This window comes from Paenibacillus polysaccharolyticus (assembly GCF_023714295.1).
GTDB classification, from domain to species: Bacteria; Bacillota; Bacilli; order Paenibacillales; family Paenibacillaceae; genus Paenibacillus; species Paenibacillus polysaccharolyticus_A.
Map to the genome: position 1 here is coordinate 450,931 of NZ_JAMAUN010000001.1, position 13,075 is coordinate 464,005.

Annotated in this window: 13 protein-coding genes; 5 read left to right on the plus strand and 8 right to left on the minus strand. The window is 48.4% G+C overall.

Annotated elements, in window-relative coordinates:
• Positions 1-59: 59 nt before the first annotated feature.
• Both M3629_RS02195 and M3629_RS02200 read left to right on the plus strand, forming a co-directional pair.
• Complete coding sequence (locus tag M3629_RS02195; protein WP_123067371.1) at positions 60-395, plus strand: cupin domain-containing protein; 336 nt, start codon at positions 60-62, stop codon at positions 393-395.
• Positions 392-2,302 carry an alginate lyase family protein gene (locus M3629_RS02200; protein WP_251502722.1) on the plus strand — a complete coding sequence of 637 codons (1,911 nt, stop codon included), beginning with the start codon at positions 392-394 and terminating at the stop codon, positions 2,300-2,302. The genes M3629_RS02195 and M3629_RS02200 overlap by 4 nt, the downstream gene beginning before the upstream one ends.
• 170 nt (positions 2,303-2,472) lie before the next feature.
• On the opposite strand, the gene M3629_RS02205 is transcribed toward M3629_RS02200, so the two are convergent.
• From M3629_RS02205 to M3629_RS02225, 5 genes are read right to left on the minus strand one after another with little or no spacing between them, the layout of a single operon-like run.
• The gene (locus tag M3629_RS02205; RefSeq protein ID WP_251502723.1) at positions 2,473-3,651 is read right to left on the minus strand and encodes a YheC/YheD family protein; all 1,179 of its coding nucleotides are present in this window, start codon (positions 3,649-3,651) and stop codon (positions 2,473-2,475) included.
• Positions 3,652-3,688: 37 nt separating this feature from the next.
• Positions 3,689-4,795, minus strand: a complete 1,107-nt coding sequence (locus M3629_RS02210; protein WP_251502724.1) for a YheC/YheD family protein — start codon at positions 4,793-4,795, stop codon at positions 3,689-3,691.
• Positions 4,795-6,168, minus strand: coding sequence for a YheC/YheD family protein (locus M3629_RS02215; RefSeq protein WP_251502725.1), 1,374 nt, complete (start codon positions 6,166-6,168; stop codon positions 4,795-4,797). Before M3629_RS02215 ends, M3629_RS02210 begins: the two co-directional genes overlap by 1 nt.
• Positions 6,169-6,179: 11 nt before the next feature.
• Positions 6,180-7,421, minus strand: a complete 1,242-nt coding sequence (locus M3629_RS02220; RefSeq protein ID WP_251502726.1) for a YheC/YheD family protein — start codon at positions 7,419-7,421, stop codon at positions 6,180-6,182.
• A gap of 30 nt (positions 7,422-7,451) precedes the next feature.
• Entirely contained in the window at positions 7,452-8,819 is a 1,368-nt protein-coding gene (locus tag M3629_RS02225; protein WP_251502727.1) for a YheC/YheD family protein, read from the minus strand.
• Positions 8,820-9,053: 234 nt separating this feature from the next.
• Here M3629_RS02225 and M3629_RS02230 point away from each other — a divergent pair, with 234 nt between their 5' ends.
• The 3 genes from M3629_RS02230 to M3629_RS02240 all read left to right on the plus strand — a co-directional run bounded on the left by M3629_RS02230 (position 9,054) and on the right by M3629_RS02240 (position 11,338).
• The gene (locus M3629_RS02230; RefSeq protein ID WP_123067376.1) at positions 9,054-9,401 is read left to right on the plus strand and encodes a YlbF family regulator; all 348 of its coding nucleotides are present in this window, start codon (positions 9,054-9,056) and stop codon (positions 9,399-9,401) included.
• A gap of 109 nt (positions 9,402-9,510) precedes the next feature.
• On the plus strand, positions 9,511-9,795 hold the full coding sequence (locus tag M3629_RS02235) for a hypothetical protein (protein WP_090920203.1): 285 nt from the start codon (positions 9,511-9,513) through the stop codon (positions 9,793-9,795).
• Positions 9,796-10,003: 208 nt separating this feature from the next.
• Positions 10,004-11,338, plus strand: coding sequence for a DRTGG domain-containing protein (locus tag M3629_RS02240; protein WP_251502728.1), 1,335 nt, complete (start codon positions 10,004-10,006; stop codon positions 11,336-11,338).
• A 283-nt stretch (positions 11,339-11,621) separates the two neighbouring features.
• Here the strand turns inward: M3629_RS02240 and M3629_RS02245 are convergent, their stop codons facing one another.
• From M3629_RS02245 to M3629_RS02255, 3 genes are all read right to left on the minus strand, one after another.
• Positions 11,622-11,942, minus strand: coding sequence for a YtpI family protein (locus M3629_RS02245; RefSeq protein WP_251502729.1), 321 nt, complete (start codon positions 11,940-11,942; stop codon positions 11,622-11,624).
• 92 nt (positions 11,943-12,034) lie between these two features.
• Positions 12,035-12,523, minus strand: a complete 489-nt coding sequence (locus tag M3629_RS02250; RefSeq protein ID WP_123067379.1) for a hypothetical protein — start codon at positions 12,521-12,523, stop codon at positions 12,035-12,037.
• Between the two features lie 20 nt (positions 12,524-12,543).
• Positions 12,544-12,873 (minus strand): YtrH family sporulation protein, encoded by a 330-nt coding sequence (locus M3629_RS02255; protein WP_090920214.1) that lies wholly within the window; start codon positions 12,871-12,873, stop codon positions 12,544-12,546.
• Positions 12,874-13,075: the final 202 nt, after the last annotated feature.

Below are 13,075 nucleotides of genomic sequence, written 5' to 3' on the forward strand. Positions count from 1 at the left end.
GGTCGCTTCACTTTACTGAAATTTTCAAAATTATCTTGCCTTGGAGAGGGGAATATCCAATGATTATTGACCAGAATTCCGTAAAACCACATATCATTAACGAAACAAGTTCGCGCAAAATTTTGGGGATGGGTGGAACACTCATGATGGTCGAAGTTACCTTTGCCAAAGGTGGGATCGGCGAAGTTCACTCCCATGATGCGCACGAGCAAGTCAGTTATATTGTAAAGGGTAGCTTTGAGGTTCAAGTAGGCGAAGAGACCAAAGTTCTCAAAGCGGGAGACAGTTTCTATGCAGGCTTGAATGTGCCGCACGGGGTAAAAGCGCTGGAAGATGCGATTATACTGGATGTGTTTACGCCATTCCGTCAGGATTTTCTTGAGGCAGACCAATGAGTGATTTTTACCTTTCAGCAGACGAACTGCAGCAGGCAGCGCTATATTACCAGGAGCATTTTCCAGAGGAAGCCCGCAATTCAGTGACGATTGCCAACCGTGCTATTCTGAACGAATTTATTGTGCCATATACGAACGATCTAACCAACTGGATTCCACTGGGTACGCCGGTGGACTGGCTTCACAATCCGACCAATGATCTGGAGTTCACGTGGGGCATTAACAGGCACTGGCATATGCTTGATTTGGGTAAAGCTTATCTGATGAAAGGCAACCCGTTATATGTGACTACCTTTATCGATCACTATCGTACATGGAGAGAACAGAATCCGGTGCCAGTTCATCTGGCATATGATGAAGCAGTTTTTTTTCAGAAACCAGGTCCTTGGCGTTTGCTTGAAACAGGTCTGCGTGTGCAATCCTGGATTGCAGCGTACAAATATATGGAATCCAGTCCGCAATTGGACGATGTCTTTCGGGCCGAATTTCTGCAAGGGCTGGAGGAGCATGCGGAATTCCTGACGCATTATCTCGGCAGTACGGAAATTAATCATGCCATTATGCATATGCAGGGTTTGTTTATGATTGCGGCTTTTTACAAGGAGCATCCACGCAGTCCATTCTGGCGTCAAGTGGCTACCGAACGGCTGGAGCTGTGTCTGCTGCATCAGTTGAATGAAGAGGGAATCCAGGTCGAATTGAACACCCACTATCATAACGCGAGTATTGAGATGTTTGGTACACCGTATCTGCTGGCAGGTATTTCGGGACATCCGTTTTCGGCGTGGTATGGGGAATGTTTACGGAATATGGCCGCGTTCACCGAAGCGATGATCAGACCGGATCATCAATCGACGGGCATTGGAGATTCGGACTGGCTTAGTGATGGACGACAACGGTTGACACTGTTAGGTGCCATTTTGGGAGACGAGGATCTCATGGCTCGCGGAACCGACAGTTCAGAATGCCTATGGCTGGTGGGTGTGGCAAAATATGAGCAATGCGTCAAATTGCAGGCTGTTGCTTCCCGTTCATTGACGAGCCGTACCTTTCCACAGACCGGATATTATGTAATGAGGGATGATCGTCAGTATCTGTTCTTTGATGCAGCCTCGATGGGTGGTGCTCACGGGCATGCGGATGCTTTGAACATCGAATGGATGTGGAATAACCGACTGTTCTTTACGGATACTGGACGTTATACGTACGAGGAAGGGCAGTGGCGGCATTATTTCAAAAGCACGCGGGCACATAATACGATTACCATAGACGGGACAGATCAGACACCTTATGTATCTACTCAGCAATGGGGTGAGCCTGAGGCAGAAGCGACAACACATCGCTATGAGAGTCAAGGCAGCTATCACTTTATGGATGCTTCACAAGATGGATATACACATCTTCCCGATCCGGTTAGCCATCGTCGGTGGGTGCTTGCAGGCAAAAGCGTACCTCTGCTTCTGGTGGTGGACTGGCTGGATGCTGAAAAGACACACTCGTTGGAGCAACGGTTCCATTTGCATCCGGATGCACTGCTTGTATTACGCAAGGAAGATCAAGCGAAACAGCGAGTAGGCATTCGATTTGACGATTCCTCCACGAAGCTGTGCATTAAATTTTTGATGGCGGGGGATGGCAGTGAAACGTTTGAGTTGACAGAACAAGTGGGCTGGGTATCTGAAATCTACGGCTCGAAATCGGAAACGGCTGTTATTCAAGGCAAAGCTGAATTTTCTGGCAAAGTGGGCGTTGTGGCCATAGGACTACCGGCTGACGAATCAGAAGAAGCTGTGAAAGTTACAGGATGTGCACTGGAGCCGGAACTAATGAGGTTCACGCTAGATTACGAGTACCGCGGTCAGGAAGCCCGGATTGTGATCGACGAACATCAGGTGGACTGGAAGTAGTTAGAACCTGTTCGCATATGCTGAAATTTATAAAATGATAAGCTTCATGCTTATAGCTAGAGTGGATGAAGCAGAAACGAAATAGGATTGAAGGCTCACTGTATTCATGAACCTTCAATCCTTTTTAATTTAACCAGCTTGGAGGCTGCGCCGTGGATCAACGATCTGGTTTATTTCACCCTACGGCCCCGCTTCACCCTCGTTGCTTTAGAAGTAACCGGCCTGGGAGATGGAGGTTTTCTAACCGTTTTGGCAGGACGGTTGCGGTACACCCACAAGGCATATTCCAGCGGCTGTGTGATCGCTTTATAATAAATGCTTCGTTCACCGATTCGGGCAAAGACTTCACGGGCAGGTTTGGGGTTGACCTCAAGCAGGTAGATCTGCCCACTTTTGTCTATAGCCAAATCCAGTGCAAGCTCACATAGATCGCCATACGTATCCTCCAGGAACGAAGCTACATCAATGCCAAATTTTGCTGCCGTTGCTGTCACTTCTTCTCGCAGTTCTTCTTCGGGAATCCATTGTTTCATCAAACGCTGCATGGCTATGGCCTGCCCGCCTCCATGAAGGTTCGAGGTTACACTTTTCTCAGCGCCCATTCGTCCTGCGCATCCTGTGAGTTCCCATTCGCCTTCTCCATTTTTCTGAACCAGCATACGGTAGTCATGTACCCTGCCGTTAGGAAGCTGGAGCTGAATCCCTTTTTGCACCAGATATTTATCTTTCATGTTCCAGTGCTGGAGCAGGGGGCCGAGCCTGGATAGATGAACCTTGCGCGGTGTAATAATGCGGCGCTTCTGATCGCGGCCTTGAACGAGTACTGTACTGGGTTCCTTGCTGCTACGTTCTACGCGCAAAATGCCCCGTCCGCCTGTGCCGTTGATCGGTTTCAGATAGATCAGCGGGGACACCTTGAGCATTCGGTTTACATCGGACATGTCCTGAAATAAAATCGTTTCCGGCAAATGCTGCCGGAAGGCGGATTGCTCGGACAGGGTTTGATGAATGGTCCATTTATTGCGTAAAGGTCGGTTCAGAAAGAGCAGATGTCCGTATTTTTCACGAAAGGCAAGGAGCTGCTGGAAACGATGGTTTCGCTGAATGCGACACCGATCAAAAATCAGATCCGGGAATGCGCGCCATTCCCTGGACCAGCCATTCTTTTCGTCATACACCATCGCTTCGATCTGCCTGCCGCCGGAATGGACATCAGCAGGTGTGAATACATAGATATCAAGTCCCCGTTTGCGCCCCTCCAGAATCATTCGGCGGTAGATGCTTCGTTCTTCCAGAGCGCGGTGTTCATTCAGATACAATGTCATAATGCCCAGAACAGGTGAGGACACAAACAATCACCTTCTTTGTATGCAGTATTCTTGCCCTTCATCGTACAGACTGACGGGCAAGATAGGCGCTGTACTGGAAAATGCGTTCCAGTGAACGCCGCCTGATCTGTGGTTCGTCAAATTTCATTGGTTTGGCATTGGCTTCAAAAAACCAGATCTCACCTAGATCATCCACGCCAAGATCCATCGACATTTCACCAAGTGTATGTCCCGAACCGCGCTCGACCTGTCTGGCAATCATTAAGGAGGTAGACTTCACGCGTTTCATCAGTGCTGTAGTCATTTCTTCCCCGAATAACTCGGTGAGCAGTTTCTCCGGGTCTTCTACACTTCCGCCGCGAGGCACGTGGGTTGTAATGCTGCGTGAGCCTGCCAGTCGTGCACCGATGCCGGTCACGCTCCATTGCCCTTTGCCGTTTTTCTGCACAAGCACGCGAAGGTCAAAAGGGCGTTTGTGGGAAGAAGCGAGTTCGATGCCTTGTTGCATGATATAAGGCGTATGTCCGGTTTCTTTGCGAATTCGGGCCCACAACTTGGATAACGTGGCCGCTTTGTACGTCATACTTTTTCGAGTATTCTGTATTTTAAGTCGGTATGGAAGCTTTTCTTTTTCTTGAAATTTGAGCATCATGATGCCTTTGCCAGCTTTGCCGCTCTCCGGTTTCAGGTACAAATAAGGATAGGTACGAAGCACCGTACCCAGTGAAGATGCGCTACGCATCCGCCGGGTATGAGGAATCAGTTGTTGCGTGGACTTGGATTTTTTGAGCCATTCGAATAGATTCCATTTATTGAAAAAAAACGGGTTATACAGTTCAATACCGGACTGCAGACATTCTTCAATTTTACGTTGAACCGAGGGTTTGCGTTCATCTTCCCGGTTAGGAATACGGTTATAGAGCACATGAGGGAGAGGGAACGGCTTTGAGATCCATTTGCCGCTCCCTTTGTTGTACGTGTAGCCTTTCACAGTAGGTCCTGTCATATTAAGATCGCGGACTGTAACGATATAAACGACATATCCCATGCTTTCGCCTGTTTGCAAAATATCCTGAAAATTTTGATGATTCCCTCTGAACATCCGCTGTTGATCATGCATGGTGAGTACAGCGATCACAGGTTTGAAATCATCGTGAAGGCTCATCAAATGCTGTCCTTCTTCCGGAATTTGCTCAAATACAGGCAGTGCTCCAAAATGTGTTCCACCGACGATTTGCCCTCCACCCGGAGTGAAGGGTGACGGAAGATGGAGCGCCCGGGTTTGGCGTTCGCTTCGAACATCCATACATGTTCCTCCTGATCAATGCCCAGATCAAAGCCAATCTCACCAATCAGATGCTGGTGCTGGGATTCAATCGCCTGGGCCAGTGTAATAGCGACGGATTTCGCCTGCTGCAGAACCTCGCCCGCACGTTCCCCGAAATTACGGCTGAGCGCCTGTTCAGGGGTCATTAGAGAGCCGCCATTTTTGATATGAGTTGTGACACTTCCGCGTCCTGCCTTTTTGGCACCGATGCCAACAACAACCCACTGATTGTTGCCGTTCTTATGCATGTGGAAACGAAAATCAATAGGACATTCGTCGATCTCAATCAGTCGTATTCCCTGTTGAACGACATAGCCGCGTAACTGCTTGCCATGTCTGCCTTGAAGCATCCGCATCAGGCTATTAAATGAACCAAAGCGCAGCAGGGCGTTGCCGCCTTTTTTGCGATAACGTGCAAAATATCCACGTTTGGGTGAATAGGTTAAGCGATAGATCCCGTTGCCGAGGCTGCCAGCAGTGGGCTTATAATAAACGAACTGATGCCGTTCAAGCATTTCTCTCATCTGGTCAACCGTGGGGTTGGTGATGGATTCCGGGATGTAACGTCCTGCGGTGGGTTCATTCTCCAGCAATTTGTAAATATCCGACTTATTGAAGAAGCTCCAGTTGAAAAAAGGAATTTTGCGGCGGATAAATCGTTCCCGCAGCTGATTGATCGCTGGCGAGAAGTCGGAGCGGCGGCTCGGCAAGCGGTTGTAAACCACATCGGGCAGGGGCACCGTCCTGCGGAAGAAGTTTCCGCTCTCATTGAGGAAGTACCCGGAAACGGTCTCGTTCTGCCAGTTGATATCTCGCGGAGTGAAGGCATAAATATATGATTTACGGCTTCCTTCACGGAGCAACTGCTTGATGAAACCGGTACGTGAGCCAAACGGAATGGAGCTTGAAGAAGAACCGTCGGACAGCACTCCAATGAGAGGTCCCAGTTGAACTTCATCATTCTGGAGGTTGCGTAGATAAATGCTGCCACGTTTGGGAACGTTCATTAAGTTGCGGATACCTGATGCCAGATACAGATGTTTCCCCGCTTTGCGAATCGGTTTGATGGTGGCTGGCACGCGATCACGTCCGAAACGCAGATGTATCGTTTTTTTGCCGGAAAGATTAAGGCTTTTCATTAAAGCATTAGATACGTACACCACTTTTTCGGGTTTTTGGGTGAAATGCAGATTACAAAAGGTCAAACTCATGATTTATCCTCCTATCCTGAAAAAGATCCTTGTGCTCCATGGCATGCAGGCATTACAGGCCCCTTGCTGCCTGGAATCGGGATGTGTTTCAGGCCAGCTTTGCTGGATGAATTCGGCATTTTCATTGGACGTGAGACGTCCGCGAGAACATGTTGTTGTAGCAGATAACGGGCATAAGCAAGTGGTTGTTTATACGTCAGGGCATGCATGTATTTGTCATCTGATTTCGCAAATGAGGTGCGGCCTGGTTTTGAATTCACTTCAATCAACCACAGCCTGCCGTCTACATCGGCTCCAAAATCAAGACCAAGTTCCGCAAGTCGGCCGAAACGGCTCTCCAGCGTCGAAGGAATGAGAGCGGCAGCATGTTTGATCTGTTGCAGCAGCGATGAAGCTTTGTCTTTGCCATATCGCTCTGTAAGGTATGCATCAGCAGGATAAGCGTTACCCCCGCCGTGAAGATTCGAGGTCAGAGAGCCTGCTGCTCCTTCACGAATCATACATCCCGTCAGCGTCCAGCGTCCTTGCCCGTTTTTTTGTACCAGTGCCCTTATATCAAATGCTCTTCCGTGATGGCTAAGCTCCAGATAAGGCTGCACAATCATGTTTTGTACAGCCTGATGTGATTCCAGCCAGGAAGATACATCCGTTGCTTGATAAAATGACTTGACATAGTGCTCGTTGCCTCTATTACGACCCTCCACAATCCAGGGAAATGGCAATTCTCCTGTGGATAAGCGGAAGGTGTTTTTGCCATGAGTTCCTGAAGCAGGTTTGAAAAATAAACCTTTGGGCCAGCGGGCAAGCCATATTTCCCAGGGAATAGTTGATCTTACCCGAGTGGTTGGAGCAAGTAGACCCCGAAGGGGGGGGGACTTGGATAAAGCACGATGAACGTCCCATTTTCCAGGAAGTGCACTTGACCAAGAGCGCTGGCGAAGACTGGAGGTATGAGGTAGATAGTGTTCCAGCTGCTGCCTGGTATTTCTGGATAGTGGATTCAGGCATCGGTTCATTACGAGATCGATCATAGGTATACGAATAGCTTTCCATTCCTTGTGATGATAAGTGTATGCTTTCTGGAGAATGCCTTCGGTATAGTGGGTCGGAATCGGAATGACGATAATTCGTAACCCGTACCTGGGACTTTCCACACAAAGCCTGCGGCAGAAGCGTTCATCTGCAAAAGGAGGTGAGCCTTCAGCTTCACGGACGAGTATAGCCATGGTGTTGTTTTTCGACGATGTAAACATGTTGCTGCACCTCCTTCATGAGATCAAACTTCAGAATCCGGCCAGATATGTGGAGTATTCAAGCATGGCTTTGACCGACGGGCGAATTTTGCTCTCGCTCAGCGGTGTATTATCGTTTTTGGATGGTTTTGAATTCACCTCAAGCAACCAAACGCGTCCACTAGTGTCTAGCGCGAGGTCGATACCGAGCTCACCAAAATGGGCAGGGATCGCACTCTCAATTCCTTTGGCGATATCGAGTGCCGCTGTATGCAGCCCTGCATAGGCCGAGGTTTTGGCAGAACTGGACAGCTGCGTTTTGGCTACGGCTTCTTTGACGGTGCTGAGGCTTCCACCTCTCGCCAGATTGGAGACGTAATGACTGCCTCCTGCAATACGGGCCACGATAGAGGTTACGCTCCACTTTCCGGTCTTGTTTTTCTGCACGAGCGCGCGGAAATCAACGGGCCTGCCGCTGTTGTCAATCAGGGTCAACCCTTGCTGAATCTGATAACGCGTTGTTTTCATCTTTCCGGACATACTGGCATAGAGTTTATCCAGGGAAGCATAGGATTGTTTGCGGGTACCTCCGACACTTGTCGCCAGAGTTAAATATCCTCCTTCTGGCTGACGGGAAACCCGGATAATGCCTTTGCCTAGCGAACCACGAACCGGCTTCAGAAAAATGACCGGATAACGTTGGCACATCGCCTTGAGGGTCGCTGATGTTTTGAGTAAATGAGACTCGGGCAGCACCCGTTTGAGTGTAGGGATCGACTTGAGTGCATCAAACACCTCGTTTTTGTCCAGAAACTTTTCGTTAAACGTGTGTGTACCGTATAGCGATTTTACTTCTTTCATAAAATGCTGTACGCTAGGTTTGTTCTCGAGTTTGCGGGACGTCAGCCGGTTATTGACCACGTCTGCCACAGGCAGAACGGTCTTTTTCCAGCCGTCATCATATACCCAGCCTTTCATGTAGCCAGTTACTGCCCCGATGTCCTCCGGTGTGAAAAAGGATACATAGGCGCCCTGCTTTCGGCAGGCATGCACTAATTCCTGGCAGAACATCGTAATCGAGCCAAAGGGCCGATCGGGTTGATCGGGGTAATCCTGGCTGACCATAACGCTGATGTAGGGTCCCAGGCGAAGCGTATGGCTGGCAGCGCGGTAAGATACCCTCAGGACTGAACGGGGCACTAGACCGGTTTTGCTGGCTACCGTCTGATTGAGTCTTAATCCGTCATACCGTGGAACCGGAATAACTGTAACTTCACGGCGGTACGAACCGAATTGCAGTTGAAGAGGTCTTCCCGAAGGAATCTTGAGTGCTTTGAGAACCCCTTCGCCCAGCATGATGACGTCGTCCTGCAGGATGCCCGAGCCGGTAACCTGTATCGTTACTTTTTTAGTGGACATCACGGATCTCCTTCCGGGCGGCAGCTTGATGTCTGATCTTGAAGTTGAACGGCATCTGAACATGGCATGTGCTTCATCATATGAGGACATATACCCCTTGGTGATTGACCCAGCCGGAATTAAATGTGTTTGATTTGGGGCGTTTTTGGGCGGCCTGATCCAGAACCTTGATTTGAGAGCATAGAATGCGTGTTCTTACGCGGATGAACAACCATTTTTAGAGGAGGAATTATAATGAATATTTATGACAAAGCCAATGATCTGGCAAAAGCACTAAGAGAAAGTAACGAGGTAGAGGAGATTACCTCTGCAATGAAATTGATTGAAGCTGATCCAGAAGCCAAAGCGATGCTGGACAACTTCCGTAACCAACAGATGGAATTGCAACAACGCATGATGAGTGGAGATATGCCGGCACCGGACGAGATGGAAAAGATGGAGAAACTCTTTGAAGTATTGAGTCTGAACCTGAACATCCGCCGCCTGTTCGATGCAGAGCGTCGCCTTAGTGTAATTATCGAGGATGTAAACAAAATTATTGCAGACAGCCTCGCTCATCTGTACGGCGGAGCAGAAGCTTAATCTATAAGCTCAATGAGCATAAACTTGTCTGTTTTTTTCTCTGATCCTCTCATATTCCCTCTGAACCGTTCATAGACTAGCTATATATGGAACGAAGGAGCTGTGAATAGTGAAGAGGTTGAAAAAAACAAAACATGTCATTTATCTGCTGATTGCACTGTCGATGCTGGTTATCGCGCTTCCGCGCATTTCCTTTGCTGGCGGAATGGACTGGGTTAATATTTTCGGTATCGTGTGGGTGCTGTTCTCCCTATTAATTGTAGGCGCACACCTGCATTTCATTCTTGGCGTAGATGAGGAGAAGAAACGTGCGCTGGAGGCTGTACGCCGGGCGAAGTTAAGGCAGTGGGAGATGAAACTGCTGGACAAGCAGGAGCGTAGCGAATCCGTATAAATGAGTTTTAGATAGACCGGAATCCTGAAGTGTGTGGGGTTTCGGTCTTATTTGTGTGTTCAAGCAAAGTATATAGGATCAGACCATGTAGGATAACATTGAGAAGTTTTTTTGTAGGTCACGACTCTATGTCAGATGGGGTTATTTCCCTAAGGTCGTGTTATAATAGATACAGTATAGTACAGATGCAACCTCGGGGGTGGTACAGATGGACGGACAAGAAGAAAACGTCACGAAGCATGAACAGCTTCTACAGCATATCGAACAATTGAAGGTGGGTAGCAAAATCTCGGTACGCGGACTTGCACGTGAACTGGGGGTAAGTGAGGGAACCGCTTATCGTGCCGTAAAAGAGGCGGAGAACTTCGGACTGGTCGTGACGAAAGAGAGAATCGGAACGGTGCGGATCGAAAAAAGACCTCGGGGCATGTCAGAGCAACTCACATTTGCCGATGTTGTCACGATTGTGGAGGGACATGTGCTGGGCGGCAATGAAGGACTAGCCAAACCTTTGCATAAGTATGTGATTGGGGCGATGAAGGAGCAGGCGATGGCACGTTACATTGATGCTGGCAGTCTGCTTATTGTCGGGAACAGGGAAGATGCACATTCCTTGGCACTGGAGCAGGGTGCTGGCGTATTGATTACGGGCGGTTTCGGTACGAGCAGGGATGTAAGAATTATGGCAGATGAACTGGGACTGCCGATTATTTCCTCCAGACATGACACCTTTACGGTGGCCTCGATGATTAACCGTGCGATCTTTGATCGGCTGATCAAGAAAAAAATCATGCTGGTGGAAGATATTATCGGCCAGAAACCTCGTCTGCAAGTGCTCAAAGTGACGAGTTCGGCTGCAGATTTTCATACGCTGGTGTCGGAGACAGGAGAGCACCGTTTTCCGGTTGTGGATGAATGGAACCGGGTCATCGGCATTGTGAGTCTGAAGGATGTGAGTGAACTACAAGCAGATCAAAGCATTGAAAAGTGCGTCGTTCGCCGTCCGATTACAGCATCGTTACAGACCTCCCTTGCTTCTGCTGCGCAGATTATGACCTGGGAAGGTATTGATTTCCTGCCTATCGTTGATCGAAACCGCAAGCTTATTGCTTCGGTTACACGCAAGGAAGTATTGCAAGCTATGCGTGATGCTCAGAAGCAGCCCCAGCTTGGCGAGACCTTCGATCATCTGATCTGGAACGGATTCGCGGAGGAACGTGGGGAGCAAAATGAACTGTTGTTCCACGGCTTCATTATTCCTCAGATGGCTACGGATTTAGGTACGATCTCGGAAGGCGTACTACTGAATGTGATGACACAGGCTGCTCGAAGAGCCGCGTGGGACGTCACAGGCAACGACCATGTGGTCGATAACGTAACGACGTATTTTGTCCGTCCGGTTCAGATTGAGGATCAGATTATGGTGCGTCCCATGATTCTGGAAACGAGCCGCAGAACATGCAAAATGGATATTGTCATTACCCGTGAGGGCAATGTAGTGTGCAAGGCCGTCATGACGTTGCAGTCCATAGATCATGCTTAGAATAAATGAATAAAACCTACTCAAACGATTGTCTGTAAACATATTCAGGCACATAAAAAGAGAGCGATAGCCCGGTCAGGGGAAAGAATGAGCCATTGTCTGCTATGCGGCATTGCACTTTGATATGTACGGATCAGTATGTACAGATCACAGCAATGCAGCAAAGTGCATACGGCCTACACGATTCGCCTCAAGATTGTTCGGGAGTGCTCTCTTTTTTTGCCGATATGTTTGTCCAAACCTGACTTGTACCGAAACGCTTCGGAATGTGTAATGTTTAAGCCTAAGCCGGCGTATTACTGGAATGCTGTTTACGTCTGGCGTAGTAACTGCGATTACGGATACCAGCAAACACATTGTAAGCTCCCATGATGAGGAAAAGCGCTTCCACAATGACAGATAGCGTAGAACCGGTAAAAACAAACATCAAGATCAGTGCGAGAATGATAAGCATGCAGCCCATCCAGATATTCGTCCAGGAGCGGTACAAACCGGCAACATGTTGGTCAGTCGTCCGGCGTGAACGAATGCTGTTCAGTGCAGAACAGATCATAGCGATGGCGAAGAGGGCGATTAGAATATACTTGAATACTTCGATCAACACGCAGAAGCAACTCCTTTTTTGAAAAACATAGACTGCCCTTATTGTAGCATGTGACTATGCAGACTTGGGCAGTTTTTTGCATTTTTCGGAGATTATGCCGGAACGTGCATGCGGATCTGTACCCAGACTTGTAAAACGCCTTCCATGACAAGCATCGTTTTGACCTGAACGGAATATTCTTTTTCTCTGACTTTATAAATTTTCTGATTAAGCATGATGCGTGTCATTTTGCTATATTCGTCGATGTTAAATACATCTCTTCCACGCAATACTTCAAGCTCATCCCCGAGTTTCTGTAACATCAGTTTTAGTGAGGCCTCATCCGGGCCTTTGTCCGATTCTTCGGCGCGAACTTTGATCTCTTTGATCACCGTTTGGCGCTTACTGTATTTTTTCAGCGTTTTTATATCCTCCTCGTTCTGGTGTAGTTGAAGTTGCAACTCCTGATTATTTAGCCACAGTTTGTTGTAACTGAGATGAAATACACCGTTATATACAACACATCCAGCGATCATTCCGAGCACAAATACGGCAGTCATACGCATCAACGGGCGGTAGCGGGAGAAGGGGGGGAGTCTCATACAGGGTCATCACGGGTCATCTAACCCCGGCCTCCGCCGCACACCCATTTCACCAGTTCGGTCCCCATATGTGCACCCATAAAGGCTGAGATCAGGTATAGGATTTGTTTTACTGCTGGTGACAGGTTGCCATCGAGAAAATTGCTCTCAATGACTCGCATCGGATCGATCGTACCGCCCACAGCGGCAGCGAGTGCCCAGATTTTGATTTTGCCAGAAATATCGAGCATCGTTTGTGTGGGAGGCTGAAGGGAAATGACAGCACCTATACCTCCAATCATCGCGCCGCCCAGCACGATTCCGAATGCAATAAAGAAGTCAAGAATGGCTTTGGATAAAAAAGTGCTCACCCACAACACCCCTTTCAGACCAGCAGCCTTCCGCCTGTTATGAGTCTGTGCAACAGGGGAAGCAGCTTGTACTTCTATTGTATGGGCGAGCCCCCTGACGTTATGATAAAATAGAATAATAAACTCTTTTATTTAGATAGGGAATTCAATTTTTTCGGGAACATTCATATAGGTGCATCATTACGCGGATTTCGATGATTCG